The organism is Enterobacter sp. Cy-643 (genome assembly GCF_011752815.1).
GTDB lineage: Bacteria > Pseudomonadota > Gammaproteobacteria > Enterobacterales > Enterobacteriaceae > Cedecea.
Genome location: NZ_VWWV01000001.1, coordinates 931,415 through 952,201, shown reverse-complemented (window position 1 = coordinate 952,201; position 20,787 = coordinate 931,415). Strand labels below are relative to the sequence as shown.

Here is a 20,787-nt window from a genome sequence, read left to right as displayed (position 1 = left end):
GGCAAATGGTTTGTTCTTTCTTGAACGTGTTATCTGAATCGATTCGCTGAAACGATCCCGATACACCACCGCACCCTTCGAGGGGTGTTGTAATGACAAAAACAGGAGGTAGCAAGTGACTATTGCTATTGTCATAGGCACACATGGCTGGGCAGCGGAACAATTGCTGAAAACCGCCGAAATGCTATTAGGCGAACAAGAGAACGTTGGCTGGATAGATTTCGTCCCGGGTGAAAATGCTGAAACCCTGATCGAGAAATATAACGCTCAGCTGGAGAAACTGGACACCAGCAAAGGCGTGCTATTCCTCGTGGATACCTGGGGTGGCAGTCCATTCAATGCGGCAAGCCGTATCGTTGTGGACAAAGAAAATTACGAAGTGGTTGCCGGGGTGAATATCCCGATGCTGGTCGAAACCCTGATGTCGCGGGACGACAATCCCACTTTCGACGATCTGGTTGCCCACGCCGTAGAAACCGGCCGCGAAGGCGTGAAAGCGCTGAAAGCTAAGCCGATTGAAAAAGCCGCTCCGGCCCCCGTTGCCGCAGCACCGAAAGCCCCTGCACCGGCCAGGCCGATGGGACCAAACGACTACATGAACATCGGTCTGGCACGTATTGACGACCGTTTAATTCATGGTCAGGTCGCCACACGCTGGACGAAAGAAACCAACGTTACCCGCATTATCGTCGTCAGTGATGAAGTCGCGGCAGACACCGTGCGTAAAACGCTGCTGACTCAGGTCGCACCGCCAGGCGTCACCGCCCACGTGGTGGATGTCGCAAAAATGATCCGCGTTTACAACAACCCCAAATACGCGGGTGAACGCGTCATGCTCTTGTTCACCAACCCAACCGACGTGGAGCGCATCGTTGAAGGCGGCGTAAAAATCACCTCCGTCAACATCGGCGGCATGGCTTTCCGCCAGGGCAAAACCCAGGTTAACAACGCCATTTCCGTGGATGAGAAAGATATTGAGGCCTTCAAAAAACTGAATGACCGCGGTATTGAGCTTGAAGCGCGGAAAGTGTCTTCCGATCAAAAACTGAAAATGATGGATCTGATCGCTAAAGTTAAATGATTGTCATCACTAATAATATTGCTCAGATTTCACACATAAGTCATCGTCAATAGGAGAAGTACAATGGAGATTACCACTCTTCAGATTGTGCTGGTGTTTGTCGTAGCCTGTATCGCCGGTATGGAGTCGGTGCTCGATGAATTTCAGTTCCACCGTCCGCTTATCGCCTGTACGTTAATCGGTGCCGTTCTCGGCGACATGAAAACCGGCATCATCATCGGCGGTACGCTGGAAATGATCGCCCTGGGCTGGATGAATATCGGTGCCGCCGTGGCCCCGGATGCCGCCCTCGCTTCAATTATCTCAACCATTCTGGTCATTGCCGGGCACCAAAGTATCGGGGCTGGTATCGCGCTGGCTATTCCACTTGCTGCGGCAGGACAGGTGCTGACCATTATCGTGCGTACTATTACCGTGGGCTTCCAGCACGCGGCGGATAAGGCGGCCAATAACGGCAACCTGACGGCGCTTTCCTGGATCCACGTCTCTTCCCTGTTCCTGCAGGCAATGCGTATCGCTATTCCAGCGGTTATCGTCGCCATTTCCGTAGGCACCAGTGAAGTTCAGAACATGCTGAACGCCATTCCTGAAGTGGTGACCAGCGGCCTGAACATCGCCGGCGGCATGATCGTGGTGGTGGGTTACGCGATGGTCATCAACATGATGCGCGCGGGCTACCTGATGCCGTTCTTCTACCTCGGTTTCGTTACCGCAGCGTTCACCAACTTCAACCTGGTGGCACTGGGCGTGATTGGTGCAGTTATGGCCATTCTCTACATTCAGCTGAGCCCGAAATATAACCGTAGCGCTGGCGCTCCGGCTCAGGCTGCTGGCGCGAACGATCTTGATAACGAACTGGACTAACAGGTGAGCGAAATGGTTGATTCCACTAAATTAACGACTGAGAAGAAAATCACCCAGAGTGATATCCGTGGCGTATTCCTGCGTTCTAACCTGTTCCAGGGCTCATGGAACTTCGAACGTATGCAGGCGTTAGGCTTCTGCTTCTGTATGGTGCCGGTTATCAAGCGCCTGTATCCGGAAAACAACGACGCACGCCGCCAGGCTATCAAGCGCCATCTGGAATTCTTTAACACCCACCCTTACGTTGCCGCCCCGGTGCTTGGCGTAACGCTTGCGATGGAAGAGCAGCGTGCTAACGGTGCTGAAATTGATGACGGTGCAATTAACGGCATCAAAGTTGGCCTGATGGGGCCGCTGGCTGGCGTAGGCGACCCTATCTTTTGGGGTACCGTTCGCCCGGTCTTTGCTGCCCTGGGCGCCGGTATCGCCATGAGCGGTAGCCTGCTTGGCCCGCTGCTGTTCTTTATTCTGTTCAACGCGGTGCGCCTGCTGACCCGCTACTATGGCGTGGCCTATGGCTACCGCAAAGGCGTCGATATCGTTAAGGATATGGGCGGCGGCTTCCTGCAGAAACTGACGGAAGGGGCGTCTATTCTCGGCCTCTTTGTCATGGGAGCGTTGGTTAACAAGTGGACGCACGTTAACATTCCGCTGGTGGTATCAAAAATTACCGACCAGACCGGGGCCGTGAAAGTGACCACCGTGCAAACGATCCTCGACCAGCTGATGCCGGGCCTGGTGCCTTTGCTGCTGACCTTCGCCTGTATGTGGCTGCTGCGCAAAAAAGTCAACGCGCTGTGGATCATTATGGGCTTCTTCGTGATCGGGATTGTGGGTTACGCTATCGGCCTGCTGGGTCTGTAATTTGTTCTGCCAAACGGGGGCATTCAGCCCCCGTTTTTTTATCTCTAAGGGGAGGTTTCATGACGTTAACGGATGTCGTGCTGGTTGTGTTTATCGCGTTGCTGCTGGCTTTTGCCGTTTACGATGAGTTTGTGATGGACAAACTAAAGGGCAAAACCCTGCTCAAAATCCCCCTGCTTCGCCGCAATCGCGTGGACAGCGCCATCTTTGTCTTTCTTGTCGGCATTCTTATCTATAACAATGTGACCTCTCACGGTACCCCGCTAACCACATGGTTATTATCTGCACTGGCGCTGATGGCCATTTATCTTTCCTGGTTCAGGCAGCCTAAGATCGTCTTCAAAAATCATGGTTTTTTCTTCGCCAATGTTTGGGTGGAATATAACCGTATTAAAGAAATGAATTTATCGGAAGATGGCGTGCTGGTGATGCAATTAGAACAGCGGCGCTTATTAATTCGCGTTAAGAATATTGATGACCTCGAAAAAATCTACAAACTAATGGTTTCAACTCAATAAGTTATAATTATAGCAAAGTCTATATTAGTGGGGTATTTTTCACCACTTCAAACATAGCCTTTGCTATTTCATAAGGTTTATACGGTTTTATTTTAACCTTCGCATTACATATCCAGTTAAAATGCAAATAGTTATCAATAAATAATCAGAAAAATAGAATTCAATGATTGTTTTAATTTAAAAAAATATGTTAAGGTTGCGCCCGTCGTTGGGGAGTAGCCGATTTCTGTCACAGGCAGAAATGTACATGTCAACATACTCGTTAATCCGCTCCTGAGATTAACGTGGCATGTACGCCTCAGAGTTCTGAGTAGGCGAGACCATAGGCACGCGCCATCGTAAAGTTGGGGATGGTTTGCGTGTATATGGATATTCCCAACTGAGGCGTCACGATGAATCTCTCCGCAACTATCCTGCTAGCTTTCGGCATGTCCATGGACGCTTTCGCCGCTTCCATCGGCAAGGGTGCCACCCTGCACAAACCTAAATTCTCAGAAGCACTCCGTACCGGTTTGATCTTCGGCGTCATTGAAGCCATTACCCCGCTTATCGGCTGGGGCCTTGGCCTGCTGGCCAGTAAGGTTGTGCTGGAATGGAACCACTGGGTGGCCTTTATCCTGCTGGTGTTCCTCGGCGGGCGTATGGTGCTGGAAGGCTTCCGCGGGGCGACTCAGGAAGAAGCGCCTAAAATTCATCGCCATGGTTTTTGGCTGCTGGTGACCACCGCGATTGCCACCAGCCTTGACGCAATGGCCGTAGGTGTGGGGCTTGCCTTCCTGCAGGTCAATATTATTCAGACTGCGTTAGCCATCGGCTGCGCTACCGCGATCATGTCCACGCTAGGGATGATGGTCGGCCGCTTTATCGGACCTATGCTTGGCAAACGCGCCGAGATCCTCGGCGGTATCGTGCTGATAGGCATCGGCTGCCAGATCATGTACAGCCACTTCGCCCCTTTTAACTGATCAATCGCGCTGCCAGACCCGCACCACAAAATCAGTTTCACAGCTAAACGCCGTTTTTGCCTTCAGTGCGGTCCAGACTTCCGGGCGAGCGCGCCAGGCGAACGGCGTCATTTGTAGCAAAGCGGCAGCTTCATCGCCCCGCAGGTTCATCATCCAGCCAGGCTGGAGCGTCTGTTGCAGCGTAAAGCCCGGCATGGCCTCAACCTCTTCACTGTGCAAGACGATATCCTGATAAATCAATCCCTTTAGCTGCATCAAGTGCCGTGGGCCAGGCGTGGCTGTCACCGCTACGCCGCCACGCTTCACGACCCGGGCAAGCTCTTCAGCCTTACAGGGCGCAAAAATACGCACAATTGAGTCCATACTCTCATCGGCAAACGGCAGGCGATGGCTGGAGGCTACGCAAAATTTAACTTCCCGGTAGCGTTTAGCCGCGTAGCGAATCGCGATTTTTGAGACGTCCAGCCCCCAGGTTTCCCCCCCGTTCTCTGCCACAACCGCCGCAAATCCCGCCGTGTAATACCCTTCCCCACAGCCAATATCCAGTAGCGCCGAGGGTGCTATCTCTTTTAACAGCTGGCAAAGGGTATCGCGGAGAGGCTGATAATGTCCGGCATCGAGGAATGCCCGGCGAGCCTGCATCATTTCCGCGCTGTCACCGGGGTCTTTAGAACGTTTATGCTGAACGGGCAGCAAATTAACGTAGCCTTCTTTGGCGATATCAAATTGATGCCCCTGGGGACAATGATAGCTGTTCGCGCTGGCGCTAAGCACGGAATGGCAGAGTGGACAAAGCCAGGACATAGAAAACTCCGGAAACAACAAAGGGCGCAAGTTTAGCGCCCCTTTTGTCAAACCGCTACATGGCGGCGCGGTCATTCTCCATTTTGTTCAGCACCATCAGGCTGCTATCTCCGGCGGGCAGCCCGTCCGGCTCAATATTTTCCAGCCGCAAAACGTCGCCCATGATCTGGCTAAAAACAGGGGCTGAAACCGCACCACCGTAGTACTTTCCGTTGGAAGGATCGTTGATCACTACCACCAGCGCATAGCGAGGGTTGCTGGCCGGCGCTACGCCCGCCGTGTAGGCAACATACTGATCTACATATTTACCATCGGGGCCGATTTTTTTGGCTGTACCGGTTTTCACCGCCACTCGGTAGCCGTGCACAGCCGCCTTAACACCTCCGCCGCCCGGCAGCGCCACGCTCTCCATCATATGTTCCACTTCATGCACAATCTCTTCCGGCATTACCCTTTTCCCTTCCACCGGCGGATCAACGCGGGTGATGGACAGGGGACGAGAAATACCAAAGCTACCGATAGTCGCGTAAACATGGGCCAGCTGCAGCGGGGTCACCATCAGGCCATAGCCAAAAGCGAAAGTGGCGCGATCCAGTTCCCCCCAGCGCTGCCGCACCGGCAACAGACCGCGGCTTTCACCCGTCAGGCCGATTGCGGTGGGGACACCAAAACCAAATTTATGATAGGTATCCCAAATATTCTGAACAGGCATCGCCAGTGAAAGACGAGACACGCCGGTATCGCTCGATTTTTGCAGCACCCCGGTCAGGGTAAGTTGCGGATAGTACCCGACGTCCCGGATGTGATGCCCGTCCAGTGTAAATGGATGGGTATCTATAACGCTGTCAGGCCGGACAATCCCCTGCTGCAGCGCAGTCATCACTACCATCGGTTTCACCGTCGAGCCGGGTTCGAAGGTGTCACTTATCGCGCGGTTGCGAAAATCGTCAAGCTTTGCATCATCGCGGTTGTTCGGATTAAAGGTCGGATAGTTAGCCATCGCCAGAACTTCACCGGTCTGTACATCAATGACCACCGCGGCACCAGACTCAGCTTTGTTCCAGGATACGGCGTTGCTGAGTGCATCTTCAGTCACGGTTTGCAGCCGCTCATCAATGCTGAGCTGAATATTGTGCGCGGGGCTGGCAGGGTTCTCAGTAATATTTTCTACGACATGGCCGTAGCGGTCTTTACGCACCAGGCGCTCCCCCTCTTTACCGGTGAGCTGCTGGTTAAAACTTTTCTCGATCCCCTCTATGCCCTGATCGTCAATGTTGGTGAATCCAATCAGGTTCGCGCCGACTCGACCTGCGGGATAAAAACGGCGAGATTCATCGCGTAGCGCAATGCCGGGGATATTCAGTTTGTCGATATATTGCGCCTGTTGGGGATCCAACTGGCGGGCTAAGTAGATAAAACGGCCACGCTCGTTGCTGTGAATACGCGCGGCAATCTCGCTCAAAGGGACGTGCAGTGCAGATGCCAGCGCCTGCCAGCGGCTGTTAACCAGTACGCCACCCTTCTCCATGACCGTTTTCGGATCGGCCCATACCGCCTCGACCGGCACGCTGACCGCCAGCGGTTTCCCGTTGCGATCTTCGATCATTCCACGGGGCACCTCAATCGGCTCCTCGCGCAGGGAACGCATATCTTCCTGCTTAACCAGGTTATCCGGGGAGATGATTTGTAGCCAGGCGATACGTCCGAGCAGAAACACCAGACTCCCGGTGATGGCCACGCACAGAAGCCCAAAACGCCACTGGATAAAATTACCGGTTAATACGGGGATACCCTTCTTCACAACTATTCCTTGCTCAGCCTAAGCGATTGAAAGATTTAACCAGATCTCCGGCATTTTGCCGGGAGAACAGTGCTAAAACCTTCGCAGCTTTGCAACAAGAGGCAACAAATGATTCAATTTGTTAATATCTTGAAAAACAGTAGATTAGCGACAGAAATGAAAAAGCCCCGTCGAAACGGGGCTTTTATCTCAATTCGGCGTTATTCGCGCCTGAGCTCTAATCCAGAAGAATTAGATGGCAGTCACGTTAACTGCAGCAGGACCTTTCTGGCCGTCCTGGATTTCGAATTCAACGTTCTGGCCTTCAGCCAGAGTTTTGAAGCCGTTACCCTGGATTGCAGAGAAGTGTACGAATACATCTTTGCTGCCGTCTGCTGGAGTAATGAAACCAAAACCTTTAGACTCGTTGAACCACTTAACTTGACCTTTAATCTTTGCCATTTTGCAAATTCCTTAGATTGTATTCTTCGCCCGCAGGCATAACTTAGATAAAACAGAGACATTACTGCATGAGGCACTAATATAAGGCTCGGCAGAGAAGCGGTATTCAACGACAACGTGTTTACTCAGGTCTTCTTTACTGAAAATGCCACACATAAACAGAACTGTACCTCGTTTAACCCAACGTGTTATCACACACAACGTAAACAATGGCAAGCCATTTTTAAGCATGTGTCGATCTGCCGCACAGATTCAGAAAATTACACGATTACTTTGGGAAAGTAATCCGCGCTTTTTGATATCTATTTTCACCATAAAAAATTGTCGCAACAGATTGTGTTTAAACAACATTCCGACAACTTCTGAACCTTAGCGTAAAGTGTACTTTTCGTCCAGACACACGAACAATAAAATCCTTTTTTTAAGGATATATCTTTATGATTTTTTATGCATATCTATGCACAAATCAACCTAAAGCCAGTCATCGCGCTCAATACCCGGATTGCATCCCTGTATCTTTTACGCCCACAGAATAAAGCCTGTACAGCAGGCTTCATATTTTGCACCAAATTAATGAAAGTTTAATGACATCCTGCCCTAGAATAAGGCAATAAAAACGTTTCGATGGAATTTAAAGCGTGATTATCAGGCGCTAATTTAACCAAATAGAAATAAAGCTCGCCACACCGGCAATAATAATTAATTCTTATTTTTGGTTAAGGGCAAACTTTGACCAATACGCAGGGATGAAAACAGTTCATCGTTTTCCCCTTTTTCACGCAGAGCCGCCAGCAATTCCTGCGGCGGTTTATCGAGAGACTCGTCGGCCAGCTCAAATACGCCCCAGTGAATAGGAATTGTCTTAGGCTTGCCGATTGCTTGCCATAAAGTCACTGCTTGCTGCGGATCCATATGGTGATCGCCCATAAACCAGCGAGGCTCATAAGCACCGATAGGCAATGCAGCCATGTCAAATGGACCCAACCGTTGCGCGATCTCTGCCAGAGAAGAGGTGTAACCCGAATCACCGCTGAACCAGAAGCGTAAACTCCCCTGCTCCACAACCCAGCCACACCAAAGAGAGCGGTTACGATCCCAAAAAGTTCGCATACTCCAGTGTCGGGCAGGCACGGCGGTGAAAACCATGCCGCACCAGTTAAAACTTTGCCACCAATCCAGCTCTGTAACCTGCTCTGTACCGCGCCGGCTGAACCACGTTTTCAGGCCCAGAGGCACAAAAAAATGAACGTCAGGAAAACGTTTGATCAAGCTCCGGACGGTTTTTTTGTCGAGATGGTCGTAGTGGTTATGAGAGATGAGTACCGCATCAAGTCGCGGCAGTTGGTTAAGGTCTAGCGGGATTTCGGTTCGCCGGGCGGGACCGGCAAAAGAAACCGGGGATGCACGGCGGGAGAATACAGGATCGGTCAGCAAAAAATAGCCATTAAGCCGCAATAACAGGCTGGCATGCCCCAGCCACCATACGCGGTCATCGTTGCCGCTCAGATCGGCCTGTTGCCACCAGCGTTCAATAAACGCGGAATAACCGTCACCGGGAGGATTTGGCAGCTTCTGCGCTTTGCGCTCCTGCCGCCATCTTTGGACATCGCCCGGCTGTCGCATCGCGGGCTCCGTATTGCGAAAGCCATCAGGCAGATGGTGGGATAACTGTGGATTGTACCAGGGGTTTTTCCAGCGCATCCCACCTCCAGTCAGATTAGCGTTCCGCTACCAGACGAACAAAGTCGTCGTCATTGTCTTCTTCAACCTTCGTAGCCGGTTTGTGTTCAGGCTCGGGTTCGTTGGCTTCGCACAGGCGGCGTAGCAAAGCATTTTGACGTTTCTGTAAATCAACCAGCTCTTCAAGCAGCGCAATTTGCTCATTTGCACGGCTGCTGGAACGATTGACAAAAAACCACAGGACAAGACCGACAATCAACGTCACCAGCGAGATTGCCAGTGGCATGATACTTAAAGCACTAAAACCCAGTTCGTTCATCTTACCACCTCAAAAAAAACGCATTCTACACCTGAGGCAGAGAGAGACAAATCACTACCAGGGGATAAATTTATTAATGGTACAAATGCCGCTGAAAAATTGCACATCCTGGTCGCACATCACATTTATCATTTGAGTCCATAGCAGCAGGCAGGTAACAACAATCACCAGAACGATCACCCATCTGTACTTTCTCACTACATCGCCACCTCTTGACCATAGAATTTCGCTAATTTAACACTAACCAACTAAACCATAAGTAACGTTTCCTGCTTTTTTATTTCAGAATCATCAGATTGTGACATCAAATAATCAGAGTAAGGTTGATGCAGGATGAGATTGATGTTTGAGGTCAGTATGCGAGCAATTATTCGTACCATTATTGTTATTGCCATCATCTGGATTGCCCTGCTGCTTTCTGGATATGGCGTTTTGATTGGCAGCAAAGAAAATGCCGCCGGATTGGGATTGCAATGCAAGTACCTGACGGCACGTAACACCGTAACAGCACAGTTTATTCACACCGACAGTGGAATTATTGGCCTGACCGACTGCCCGCTGCTGCGTAAGGTCGACACGCCTGTTGATAATGGTTAGACCTCAAGGGCCGCGTGTTCTGCGCGGCCCCCTTTAACAAAATCAGTAAGGATAGTGGTGATAGCCCATTTGCTCTGACAGCGCACGCGCGGCCTGATGAAGAAGACAAACGTATTCAGACAGCCCCTCATCCGAATAGCGAAGCGTTGGAAATGAAATACTCATTCCTGCAATGACGGTACCAAAACGATCAAACACCGGCACCGCCACGCAGCGAATCCCCTCTTCCTGTTCTTCCTTATCTTCGCCGTAGCCCTGCTCACGCACCAGGTCAAGCACGGGGAGAAGCGCTTCAGTGCTGACAATAGTACGTTCCGTGCTGCGGACATATTCTACGTCAGAGAGAATATCCAGAATCTCCGCCCGTGGTCGCCAGGCCAGCAAAACCTTACCTATTGCAGTGCTGTACAACGGATTCCGACGCCCTACGCGGGAATACATGCGTAAATTATAGAGCGAGTCAATTTTATGAATATAGACAATGCTGTCGTCGTCCAGCGCGCCAAGGTGAATCGCCTCTTTGGTCCGCCGGGAGAGCTCTCGCATTTGGATATCTGCACTGCGGATGAGGTCAACGTTTTGCAGCGCCCCGCTGCCCAGCTCAAAAAGCTTCAGCGTCAGGGCATATTTTTCCGACTCTTCTTCCTGAGACACGTAGCCGAGAGACTTCATTGTCTGTAGAAAACGATACACGGTGCTTTTGGACATCATGACGCGCTGAGACAGTTCGGTGATACCAATCTCTTTTTCTTCACCAAGGGCCTGTAAGATGCCGAAAACCTTCAGCACGGAAGAGACTGCATCAGGCTGCTTGTCGGGGTCTGAGAGAGCCATACATCACCTCGGGTATTAGTGTTTTATAAAAATTGGAACCGTTTTTTAGTATATTGATGCCCTACGATCGTCGCAATCAAAGCCTGCTGATTCGTTACAAATCTGCGGCATCAGCGAGATTAATTGATGATAAAATCATTACCCTCCTAACGACTTCAGACAGCCTTTTTAAAGTATGGATAAATCAGTGTCCGATGGCTTACCTACGCCCCAGCGTTATGGTGCCATTTTCACCATCGCGCTCGGTATTATGATGGCCGTGCTGGACGGCGCTATTGCTAACGTTGCCCTGCCTACCATTGCGCACGATTTGAATGCCAGCGCGGCGGAATCGATTTGGGTGGTGAACGCTTATCAAATAGCGATTATTGTTTCGCTGCTGTCGCTTTCGTTTCTCGGCGATATTTTTGGCTACCGCCGAATCTATCAGTGCGGCCTGGTTCTGTTCTGCCTGACCTCACTGTTTTGCGCCGTCTCAACTTCATTGCCAATGCTCACCTTTGCCCGCGTACTGCAAGGCTTTGGCGGCGCGGCGCTGATGAGCGTAAATACCGCCCTGATTCGTCTCATTTATCCTCAGCGTTTTCTTGGCCGCGGAATGGGGGTCAATTCATTTATCGTTGCCGTGTCCTCGGCCGCCGGCCCCACCGTTGCCGCCGCGATTCTTTCGGTGGCCTCCTGGCAGTGGCTGTTTTTAATTAACGTGCCGATTGGCATTGTTTCGCTGATTCTGGCGCTACGCTATTTACCCCCTAATCAGCAAAAATCTCAGGGGCAGCGTTTTGATATCCCAAGTGCGGTGATGAACGCCCTCACCTTCGGTCTACTGATTTCAGCGATCGGCGGTTTTTCACAAGGCCAGCCGGGGGCAGTCATTATCGGTGAGCTGGTTGCGCTTGTCGTGATTGGCTATTTCTTCATCCGCCGCCAGCTTCGTTTACCGTTTCCTCTGCTGCCGGTTGACCTGCTGCGAATCCCGATCTTTTCGCTGTCTATTGGCACATCAATATGTTCGTTCGGCGCTCAAATGCTGGCGCTGGTTTCACTGCCCTTTTTCTTGCAAACCGTCCTGGGCCGCAGTGAGGTTGAAACCGGTCTGCTGTTAACGCCCTGGCCGCTGGCAACGATGGTGATGGCCCCGCTGGCCGGTTATCTTATCGAACGCGTTCATGCGGGCCTGATGGGCGCCGTAGGGCTTTTGGTGATGGCCTGCGGCCTGTTTGCTTTGGCCATGCTCCCGCACGATCCGTCCGACCTGAATATTATCTGGCGTATGGTGCTGTGTGGCGCAGGATTCGGCCTCTTCCAGTCCCCGAATAACCACACCATTATCTCCTCAGCGCCCCGCCATCGCAGCGGGGGGGCAAGCGGAATGCTAGGGACAGCTCGCCTGCTCGGGCAAAGCTGCGGGGCCGCGCTGGTAGCGCTAATGTTTAACTTGTTTGGCAGCGGCGGGACACATGCTGCGCTGATCCTTGCCGGCACATTTGCCACCATTGCCGCCGTCGTTAGTGGACTGCGAATGTCCCAGCCTCGGGCTCAGGTATAAAAAAAGCGTGCCGTCGTGGCACGCTTTTTCACCTCAACCTTCCGGTTACTTCAGGTATTCGCCGCTGCGTAGCGCTTCGATACGTTTGTCCAGCGGCGGGTGCGTCATGAACAACTCGCTCATTGACTTAGCCTTACCGTTAATGCAAAACGCCATCATGCTGCTCGCTTCCTGCGGCTCGTAGCTGGTTTTCAGGCGCTGCAGTGCAGCAATCATCTTCTCGCGGCCCACAAGCTTCGCGGAACCCGCGTCGGCATGGAATTCACGATGGCGTGAGAACCACATGGTGATGATGCTTGCCAGAATGCCAAACACCAGTTCCAGCACCGTAGCCACCGCAAAGTAAATCAGCGGGTTGCCATTGCTGCTTTCGTTATCATCGCGGTTCCCGGACAGGAAGCCGGAAGCGACCTGAGCAATGATGCGGGAGATAAAGATAACGAAGGTGTTCACTACCCCCTGAATCAGCGTCATCGTGACCATGTCGCCATTGGCAATATGGCTGATTTCGTGAGCGATAACCGCTTCCGCTTCGTCACGGCTCATGTTTTGCAGCAGACCCGTGCTGACCGCGACCAGAGAAGCGTCACGGCGCGCTCCGGTGGCGAAAGCATTGATGTCCGGCGCATGGTAAATCGCAACCTGCGGCATGGCGATACCCGCCTGCTGAGACTGCTGGCGCACGGTTTCCATCAACCAATGCTCAGTTTCATTACGAGGTTGCTCAATCACCTCACCGCCTACTGAACGTAATGCCATCCATTTTGACATCAGCAGGGAAATAAAAGAGCCGCCAAAGCCAAACAGCACCGCCATGATCATCAGACCCTGAACGCTGCTCGACTGGATCCCCGTCAGGCTTAGCACCAGCCCGAAAACGACCATTACCGCAAGGTTGGTCAACAGGAAAAGCCCGATACGCATCATAATTTTCTTTTTACCTCGGTTAAAAACACGCTCTTTGCGCTCTCCCACATCGTAGGGGCGCGCCGCCTATTTTCAAGCATCCGGCCCGCCCAAGTGGTTAATAATACATAACTTTACATTTTGTATGCATTTATCTTACATCACGGAGGACGGGCAAAAAAATGGGCACCTGCTGGGTGCCCATCTGGGGGTTATTTTGCCGCCGGCTGTTCAGCCGGCCTGTCTTGCTCCATGCCGGCAAGATCGATGGCAATGTGAACCGTCTCGTCGAGATACGGATCGGGCTCCTGGTAATCCTTCGGTAAATCGTCGAGTTTCTTAATCGGCGCTTTACCTTCCCGCTTGAAGCGATCGTTGATTCTGGCCAGGCGCGTCGCGTCGTCTTCCTGATTCTCTTTTTCGCGTACCGCATAATTCAGCGAAACGGCGTTACGTTTTTCCTTCAGGGCATTAAAACGAGCAATGTCCTTCATGATGTACTGGAATTCAGGGTCTTTGGCGATGCGATCCTGATGCAGCTTCAGCAATTCAGGTTCGAACGGCGTTAGATCGCCAGTTTTCACATAGGTCGCAGCGTTGATGCTGTCCCACGGCAGCGCGTTATCTTCGAACTTCTCGCCGGTCTCAGTTTGCTCAGTCCCGGTTGGCATCATAATGTCCGGAGTCACACCTTTACGCTGAGTACTCCCGCCGTTGATGCGGTAGAACTTCTGAATGGTGTACTGAACCGAACCCAGCGCAGGCCACTCAGGACGCAGCATCTGATCGTAAATACGATTCAGGGAACGATACTGCTGCACGGTGCCTTTCCCGAAAGTCGGCTCGCCGACAATCAGCGCGCGGCCATAATCCTGCATCGCCGCGGCAAAGATCTCAGACGCCGAGGCGCTAAAGCGGTCAACCAGCACCACCAGCGGCCCTTTGTAGTAGACCACGCCGTCGGTATCGCTATCTTCACGGACTTTACCGTTATTATCGCGAACCTGAACAACCGGGCCACTTGGGATAAACAGGCCAGACAGGGATACCGCTTCCGTCAGTGCTCCGCCGCCGTTAGAACGCAGATCGATAATCACGCTCTTCACGTTCTGTTTTTCCAGTTTCTGCAACTGAACCTTCACATCATCAGTAAGACCGACGTAGAAGCCTGGAATATCCAGTACGCCAACTTTGTCTTTGCCGACTGTCTTCACGGACATCTTCACCGCGCGGTCTTCCAGGCGAATACGTTCGCGGGTCAGCGTCACGGTACGCGTCTTAGTGCCTTTGCCCGCTGGCAGGATTTCAAGCCGAACCTTGCTGCCTTTTGGACCTTTAATCAGCGCCACAACGTCGTCCAGACGCCAGCCGATAACGTCAACCATCGGTTTACCCATTTGGCCGACGCCAACGATACGGTCGCCAACGGTAATGGCCTTGCTCTTCGCGGCCGGTCCACCGGCAACCATGGAATTGATCAGCGTATAATCATCATCCATTTGCAGTACCGCCCCGATGCCTTCTAAAGAGAGGCTCATTTCGGTGTTGAACTGTTCGGTGCTGCGCGGAGAGAGATAGTTCGTATGCGGGTCAATCTCATGAGCAAACGCGGTCATCGCCAGCGAGAACACATCTTCACTGTTGCTTTGCGCCAGACGGCGGATCGCAAACTGATAGCGCTTGGTCAGGGTTTCACGAATTTCCTGCTCGGTTTTACCGGTCAGCTTCAGGCTCAGCTCGTCGTATTTAACTTTCGCATCCCAGAGCTTATCCAGCTCATCGACGCTCGTTGGCCACGGCGCCTTGCTGCGATCCAGATTGATGGTGTCGTTACCGGTGAAATCCATCGGCTTCGCCAGCACCTTCAGGGCGTACTGGTAGCGTTCAAAACGGCGCTTCTGACCCAGATTGTAGAGGTCGTAAAAAACATCGAGCTTACCGCTGCGAAGCTCATCGCCAATCTGCCCTTTTTTCGCGGCAAACTGGGCGACGTCGCTGGCCAACAGCACGTTATGGCTGTAATCCAGCAAGTTCAGGTAGCGGTCAAAGATTTTTGCCGAGAAGTTGGCATCCAGATCGAACTGGCGGTAATGCGAGCGCGTAAAACGCGAGGTCACGCGCTCACTCACCGTGGCGTGCTGAGCTTCTTCCTTTAACTGCGGAATTTGATCGGCACGAGTAATGTTGTCCAGGGCCAGGGCACTGCCTGCCACGAACAGCAGGCTGGCGATAGCCGTAAGCTTAAAGAGTTTGTTCATGCCTGAGTCAGGCCTCCGTTTCAGAACTGCAAGTGTTCTGCGCGTACGATCATTGCCATACCAGAAGTCAGCTGTACACGGACGCCATCTTTGGTAATTTCCAGTACGGTAGCATCCATTGCGTTGTTACCGGCTTTGACTTTAATGGCTTGTCCAACCTGCAGAGCAGCAATATCGGTTACCGGAGTACGACGCTCTTCACGAGGTGCCTTAGGTGCCGGTTTTTCAGCGCGAGGTTTACGCTCTGCCCCTTCTTTACGACGAGGTGCTGCTGCCGGGCGAGGTTTACGTTCGCGGCGTGGAGCTTCTTCCGTTACGCCTGCGGCTGCGGCGGCTTCACGTTTCTTCGCCTGCTGCTCGGCGCGCTGTGCCTGAACGCGAGCTTTTGCTTCATCCAGCTGCTGACGAGCATGTTCGACATGCTGTTCGTCCAGCTCACCGCATGGGTTGCCATCAAGGTCAACGCGAGTCGCGCCAGCTTTGATGCCGTACAGGTAGCGCCAGCTTGACGTATAAAGACGCAATGCCGAACGAAGCTGCGTTTTGCTGAGGCTCATTTCGCCTTCAACACGAGAGACTAAATCCTGGAAGATACCAATCTTCAACGGACGAGCTTCACCTTCAGCGCTAAAACATTGAGGGAAACGCTCGGCCAAAAATGCGATAACTTCTTTACTGCTATTCAACTTAGGTTGATTTTCCATGAAATTTCCTGATTACAACGGAATTGCCAATAAGCCGCAGGCATGAACAGGCGACATTATAATGACGCCATCGCTAAATGCCACGTTATCCGTTGCTTATCATGCTATCGAGGGAAGAATTTTTTAAAATCAGTGCCGCTCAGCACGTCTGAAAGCCGCGAAACCAGGGTTTTTAAGCCCATTTCGTCTTCTTCTGAAAAACGGCCATACTCGGTACTGTCGATATCCAGAACGCCAATCGTCTGACCGTCAACCGTCAGCGGCAGCACAATTTCTGAATTGCTGGCCGCATCGCAGGCAATGTGCCCGTCGAAAGCATGCACATCTTCCACACGTTGAGTCGTGCCTGTTGCGACCGCCGTGCCGCATACGCCCTTGCCGACGGGAATTCTTACGCAGGCAATTTTGCCCTGGAAGGGCCCCAGAACTAGCGTTTGGGCTTCAAGAAGGTAGAATCCTGCCCAGTTGACGCCATCAAGGCGTTCAAAGAGCAAAGCACTGGTGTTTGCCAGTGTTGCGAGGAAGCTGGTTTCACCTGCCATTAACGCACTAAAATCGCGGTTCAGATCCGCGTAAAATTGTTCTTTGTTCATTAAATAACCGTTATGTTGTCTTGCTTTACTTTGTAGCATACTAAAATAAGCATTAAATGCACGGTGCCACAAGGTGTATCATTTTATGAATTACGATAGGCTAAATGCATCATTCAGATAACAACGCTCCCGGCTTACGACGCACAATGAAAATACACGCCATCAGTCAGGAATTGCCTCAGGCACGTTATCAGCGTTGTCCCCAATGCGATACCCTTTTCTCTCTGCCCCAGGTTAAATCAACACAAAGTGCCTACTGCCCTTGCTGTGATGCAAGAGTGCACCAGGGCCGTGACTGGTCATTGACGCGCCTGGGGGCAATGGCCGTGGCGATGCTGGTGCTCATGCCCGTCGCCTTTTCCGATCCCCTACTGCGTATCTATCTGCTCGGGTCGAGTATTGATGCCAACGTTATGCAGGGAATTTGGCAAATGGCAAGCCAGGGAGACGTGCTGACCGCCGCCGTAGTCCTTTTTTGCGTTGTCGGCGCGCCAGCCACGCTGGTCGCAGCTATTGCTTACCTCTGCTTTGGCAACATTCTCGGCATGAACCTTCGCCCGGTACTGCTGATGCTGGATAAGCTTAAAGAGTGGGTGATGCTGGATATCTATCTGGTGGGCATTGGCGTGGCCTGCATTAAGGTTCGCGAATACGCGTTTATACAGCCAGGTCCCGGGCTGATTGCGTTTATTGCCCTGGTTATCCTGAGTCTGTTGACCATGATCCACCTCAACATTGAGCAGCTATGGGAGCGTTTTTACCCTCAGCGCCCGGCTCGCGCCTTCAACGCGCAGCTGCGGGTTTGCCTCGGCTGCCATTTTACCGGCGTTCCTGACGAACGAGGCCGTTGTCCCCGCTGCCATATCCCGCTGTACCATCGCCGTAAGCAAAGCTTACAAAAATCCTGGGCAGCACTGGTTGCCTCCCTGATTTTCCTGCTTCCGGCTAACCTGCTGCCGATTTCTATTATTTACGTGAACGGCGCACGTCAGGAGGACACCATTCTTTCGGGCATCATTTCCCTGGCGCACAGCAATATCGCCGTCGCTGCCGTGGTGTTTATTGCCAGTATCCTGGTACCGTTTACTAAAGTTATTGTATTAATTACGCTACTTATCAGCATTCATTTCAACTGCCAGCAGGGGTTACGAACCCGCATATTATTGCTGCGCTTTGTCACCTGGATTGGCCGCTGGTCTATGCTCGATCTGTTCGTCATCGCCTTGATGATGTCACTGGTTAACCGGGATCAGCTGTTAGCCTTTACGATGGGTCCCGCCGCGGTCTTCTTTGGCGCGGCGGTTATATTAACTATTCTTGCCGTCGAATGGCTGGATAGCCGACTACTTTGGGACGCACATGAGTCAGGAAACGCCCGCTTCACCGACTGAAGCGAGAATTAAAACGAAACGCCGGATCTCCCCTTTCTGGTTATTACCAGTTATTGCGTTACTGATTGCCGGCTGGCTGATCTGGACGACTTATCAGGAGCGCGGCAACACCGTGACTATCGACTTTATCTCTGCCGACGGGATAGTCGCTGGCCGCACGCCCGTGCGCTACCAGGGCGTTGAAGTGGGTACTGTGCAAAACATCAGCCTGAGCGATGACCTGCGTAAAATCGAAGTCAAAGTCAGTATCAAAAGCGACATGAAGGATGCGCTACGGGAAGACACGCAATTCTGGCTGGTGACGCCGAAGGCTTCCCTTGCTGGCGTATCCGGGCTTGATGCCCTGGTTGGCGGGAACTACATCGGCATGATGCCGGGTAAAGGCGAGCCGCGCGATCATTTTACCGCGCTCGATACCCAACCCAAATATCGCCTGGATAACGGCGAGCTGATGATTCATCTCCACGCCCCGGATTTAGGCTCTCTGAACAGCGGGTCGCTGGTCTACTTCAGAAAAATCCCTGTTGGCCGCGTGTATGACTATGCCATCAACAAGAACAAACAGGGCGTCACTGTCGACGTGCTTATCGATCGCCGCTTTACCAGCCTGGTGAAAAAAGGCAGCCGCTTCTGGAATGTGTCCGGGGTGAAGGCCGATGTTGGCCTGAGCGGCGCCAAAGTTCAGCTAGAAAGCCTGGCGGCCCTGGTGAATGGCGCGATTGCTTTCGACTCACCTGACGATTCAGAACCCGCCAAAGCGGATGATGAATTCGGCCTGTATGAAGACCTGGCGCACAGCCAGCGCGGCGTCATTATTAACCTCGATCTTCCGAGCGGAGATGGCCTCAAAGCAGGGTCAACAAAGTTGATGTATCAGGGACTGGAAGTGGGTTCTCTGACTAAGTTAAATCTCAATCCGGGCGGCGCTGTTACTGGGGAAATGACCGTTGATCCCGGCGTAGTTAGCCTGATGCGCAGCGGCACGCGCATCGAACTCCGCAGCCCAAAAATCTCGCTGGATAATCCAAGCATCAGCACGTTACTGACGGGCAGCACCTTTGAACTTGTGCCAGGTGACGGCGAACCGCAGGATCGCTTCACCGTGGTCTCCAGCGACCAAACGCCGCTCCAGCAGCCAAATGTGCTCACGCTTTCGCTGACGGCACCTGAAAGCTACGGCATTGATGCCGGGCAACCTGTCATTCTCCACGGAATACAAATCGGCCAGGTGGTCGAGCGGGCACTTTCCGCAAAAGGCGTCACGTTCTCCGTCGCCATTGAACCGCAATATCGCCATCTCCTGCAGGGCGACAGCAAATTTGTGGTCAACAGCCGCATTGATGTGAAGCTCGGCATGGACGGCGTGGAATTCCTGGGTGCCAGCGCTAACGAATGGGTCAACGGCGGTATTCGCGTGCTGCCGGGCAGCAAAGGCGAGATGAAAAGTAGCTATCCCCTTTACGCCAATATGGAAAAAGCGATAGAAAACAGCCTGAGCGACATCCCGACCACCACCCTGACGCTGACGGCATCCAGCCTGCCTGATATCCAGACCGGTTCCGTGGTGCTGTACCGGAAATTCCAGGTGGGCGAAATCATCACCATCCGCCCTCGCGCCGAGAACTTTGATATTGATGTTCACATCAAGCCGGAATATCGCAAGCTGTTGACGCCAAATACCGTGTTTTGGGCTGAAGGTGGCGCCAAAGTTCAGCTCAACGGCAGCGGCCTGACGGTTCAGGCCTCCCCGCTCTCCCGGGCGCTCAAAGGGGCGATTAGCTTTGACAACATGACCGGCGCCAGCGTCGGGCAAATGAAAGGCGATAAACGCGTACTTTATGCCTCTGAAACCGCGGCCAGAGCGGTAGGCAGCCAGATAACCTTGCACACTTTCGATGCCGGAAAACTTTCCGCCGGGATGCCAATTCGCTATCTGGGCATTGATATTGGCCAGCTTGAGTCGCTGAACCTGACGCAATCCCGCAACGAAGTGGAAGCGAAAGCGGTACTTTACCCTGAGTATGTGTCGACCTTCGCACGCGTCGGCACGCGATTCTCCGTGGTCACACCGCAGATCTCTGCGGCGGGTGTCGATCATCTTGATACGATCCTCCAGCCTTACATCAACGTTGAACCGGGTAAAGGCGACCCGCGCCGCGACTTTGAGCTGCAGGAAGCGTCTATCACCGACTCTCGTTACTCTGACGGGGTGAACATCGTGCTGGAAGTGCCAGAAGCCGGCTCGCTAAGCATCGGCACGCCGGTCCTCTTCCGTGGAATTGAAGTCGGCACGGTAACCGGCATGACGCTCGGCAATCTCTCTGACCGCGTGATGGTTGGCCTGCGCATAAGCAAGCGTTACCAGCATCTGGTCCGGGACAACTCCGTCTTCTGGCTGGCCTCCGGCTACAGCCTGGACTTTGGCTTGACCGGCGGCGTGGTGAAAACCGGGACCTTTAATCAGTTTATTCGCGGAGGCATTGCGTTTGCGACCCCGCCGGGGATCCCGCTTTCACCTAAAGCGGAGGCCGGGAAGCACTTCCTGCTGCTGGAAAGTGAGCCAAAAGAGTGGCGCCAGTGGGGAACCGCCCTTCCGCGCTAGAGCGCAAGCCCGGGCG

Annotated in this window: 21 protein-coding genes and 1 riboswitch; of the genes, 9 read left to right on the top strand and 12 right to left on the bottom strand. The window is 52.7% G+C overall.

Annotated features, from left to right (window positions below):
* The first annotated feature begins 115 nt into the window (after nt 1–115).
* From manX to mntP, 5 genes are all read left to right on the top strand, one after another.
* Nucleotides 116–1,081: a PTS mannose transporter subunit IIAB gene (manX, locus tag F3J29_RS04445; RefSeq protein ID WP_166863334.1), complete on the top strand. Its 966-nt coding sequence runs from the start codon at nt 116–118 to the stop codon at nt 1,079–1,081.
* Nucleotides 1,082–1,144: 63 nt separating this feature from the next.
* Nucleotides 1,145–1,945, top strand: a complete 801-nt coding sequence (gene manY / locus F3J29_RS04440) for a PTS mannose transporter subunit IIC (protein ID WP_166863332.1) — start codon at nt 1,145–1,147, stop codon at nt 1,943–1,945.
* Nucleotides 1,946–1,957: 12 nt separating this feature from the next.
* On the top strand, nt 1,958–2,809 hold the full coding sequence (locus F3J29_RS04435; protein WP_008454033.1) for a PTS mannose transporter subunit IID: 852 nt from the start codon (nt 1,958–1,960) through the stop codon (nt 2,807–2,809).
* A gap of 59 nt (nt 2,810–2,868) precedes the next feature.
* Nucleotides 2,869–3,327, top strand: a complete 459-nt coding sequence (locus F3J29_RS04430) for a DUF986 family protein (protein WP_166863330.1) — start codon at nt 2,869–2,871, stop codon at nt 3,325–3,327.
* A gap of 198 nt (nt 3,328–3,525) precedes the next feature.
* Nucleotides 3,526–3,713, top strand: a riboswitch (yybP-ykoY riboswitch).
* A gap of 6 nt (nt 3,714–3,719) precedes the next feature.
* Nucleotides 3,720–4,292: a manganese efflux pump MntP gene (gene mntP / locus F3J29_RS04425; RefSeq protein ID WP_166863328.1), complete on the top strand. Its 573-nt coding sequence runs from the start codon at nt 3,720–3,722 to the stop codon at nt 4,290–4,292.
* Here mntP and rlmA read toward each other — a convergent pair whose 3' ends face one another.
* From rlmA to mgrB, 7 genes are all read right to left on the bottom strand, one after another.
* Complete coding sequence (gene rlmA / locus F3J29_RS04420) at nt 4,293–5,096, bottom strand: 23S rRNA (guanine(745)-N(1))-methyltransferase (RefSeq protein WP_166863326.1); 804 nt, start codon at nt 5,094–5,096, stop codon at nt 4,293–4,295. It lies immediately after the preceding gene.
* A 55-nt stretch (nt 5,097–5,151) separates the two neighbouring features.
* Nucleotides 5,152–6,897, bottom strand: coding sequence for a peptidoglycan DD-transpeptidase FtsI2/PBP3(PARA) (gene ftsI2 / locus F3J29_RS04415; RefSeq protein WP_166863324.1), 1,746 nt, complete (start codon nt 6,895–6,897; stop codon nt 5,152–5,154).
* 231 nt (nt 6,898–7,128) lie between these two features.
* Nucleotides 7,129–7,338 carry a transcription antiterminator/RNA stability regulator CspE gene (gene cspE, locus F3J29_RS04410; RefSeq protein WP_001062678.1) on the bottom strand — a complete coding sequence of 70 codons (210 nt, stop codon included), beginning with the start codon at nt 7,336–7,338 and terminating at the stop codon, nt 7,129–7,131.
* 12 nt (nt 7,339–7,350) lie between these two features.
* Nucleotides 7,351–7,494, bottom strand: a complete 144-nt coding sequence (locus F3J29_RS04405) for a DUF2627 domain-containing protein (RefSeq protein ID WP_008454022.1) — start codon at nt 7,492–7,494, stop codon at nt 7,351–7,353.
* 543 nt (nt 7,495–8,037) lie between these two features.
* Complete coding sequence (locus F3J29_RS04400) at nt 8,038–9,039, bottom strand: MBL fold metallo-hydrolase (RefSeq protein ID WP_166863322.1); 1,002 nt, start codon at nt 9,037–9,039, stop codon at nt 8,038–8,040.
* Between the two features lie 16 nt (nt 9,040–9,055).
* Nucleotides 9,056–9,337, bottom strand: a complete 282-nt coding sequence (locus F3J29_RS04395; protein ID WP_166863320.1) for a YebO family protein — start codon at nt 9,335–9,337, stop codon at nt 9,056–9,058.
* A 54-nt stretch (nt 9,338–9,391) separates the two neighbouring features.
* Nucleotides 9,392–9,535 (bottom strand): PhoP/PhoQ regulatory lipoprotein MgrB, encoded by a 144-nt coding sequence (gene mgrB / locus F3J29_RS04390; protein WP_008454016.1) that lies wholly within the window; start codon nt 9,533–9,535, stop codon nt 9,392–9,394.
* Nucleotides 9,536–9,694: 159 nt separating this feature from the next.
* On the opposite strand from mgrB, the gene F3J29_RS04385 reads away from it, so the two are divergent.
* A complete protein-coding gene (locus F3J29_RS04385) occupies nt 9,695–9,934 on the top strand; it encodes a YobH family protein (RefSeq protein ID WP_166864940.1) in 240 nt (79 codons plus the stop codon).
* 42 nt (nt 9,935–9,976) lie between these two features.
* Here the strand turns inward: F3J29_RS04385 and kdgR are convergent, their stop codons facing one another.
* Nucleotides 9,977–10,768: a DNA-binding transcriptional regulator KdgR gene (gene kdgR, locus F3J29_RS04380; RefSeq protein WP_166863317.1), complete on the bottom strand. Its 792-nt coding sequence runs from the start codon at nt 10,766–10,768 to the stop codon at nt 9,977–9,979.
* 175 nt (nt 10,769–10,943) lie between these two features.
* Here kdgR and F3J29_RS04375 point away from each other — a divergent pair, with 175 nt between their 5' ends.
* Nucleotides 10,944–12,317 (top strand): MFS transporter, encoded by a 1,374-nt coding sequence (locus F3J29_RS04375; RefSeq protein ID WP_166863315.1) that lies wholly within the window; start codon nt 10,944–10,946, stop codon nt 12,315–12,317.
* Between the two features lie 45 nt (nt 12,318–12,362).
* Here the strand turns inward: F3J29_RS04375 and htpX are convergent, their stop codons facing one another.
* The 4 genes from htpX to msrC form a co-directional block, all read right to left on the bottom strand.
* Entirely contained in the window at nt 12,363–13,244 is an 882-nt protein-coding gene (gene htpX / locus F3J29_RS04370; protein WP_045784648.1) for a protease HtpX, read from the bottom strand.
* Between the two features lie 191 nt (nt 13,245–13,435).
* Nucleotides 13,436–15,481 carry a carboxy terminal-processing peptidase gene (gene prc / locus F3J29_RS04365; protein ID WP_166863313.1) on the bottom strand — a complete coding sequence of 682 codons (2,046 nt, stop codon included), beginning with the start codon at nt 15,479–15,481 and terminating at the stop codon, nt 13,436–13,438.
* Between the two features lie 20 nt (nt 15,482–15,501).
* Nucleotides 15,502–16,185, bottom strand: a complete 684-nt coding sequence (proQ, locus tag F3J29_RS04360) for an RNA chaperone ProQ (protein ID WP_039294493.1) — start codon at nt 16,183–16,185, stop codon at nt 15,502–15,504.
* Nucleotides 16,186–16,289: 104 nt separating this feature from the next.
* Nucleotides 16,290–16,778 carry a free L-methionine (R)-S-oxide reductase MsrC gene (msrC, locus tag F3J29_RS04355; RefSeq protein ID WP_166864937.1) on the bottom strand — a complete coding sequence of 163 codons (489 nt, stop codon included), beginning with the start codon at nt 16,776–16,778 and terminating at the stop codon, nt 16,290–16,292.
* Nucleotides 16,779–16,924: 146 nt separating this feature from the next.
* Here msrC and yebS point away from each other — a divergent pair, with 146 nt between their 5' ends.
* Together yebS and F3J29_RS04345 are read left to right on the top strand one after the other, a co-directional pair.
* Nucleotides 16,925–18,169, top strand: a complete 1,245-nt coding sequence (yebS, locus tag F3J29_RS04350) for a membrane integrity lipid transport subunit YebS (protein ID WP_502706545.1) — start codon at nt 16,925–16,927, stop codon at nt 18,167–18,169.
* Entirely contained in the window at nt 18,138–20,771 is a 2,634-nt protein-coding gene (locus F3J29_RS04345) for a PqiB family protein (RefSeq protein ID WP_166863309.1), read from the top strand. Before yebS ends, F3J29_RS04345 begins: the two co-directional genes overlap by 32 nt.
* The last annotated feature ends 16 nt before the right edge of the window (nt 20,772–20,787 follow it).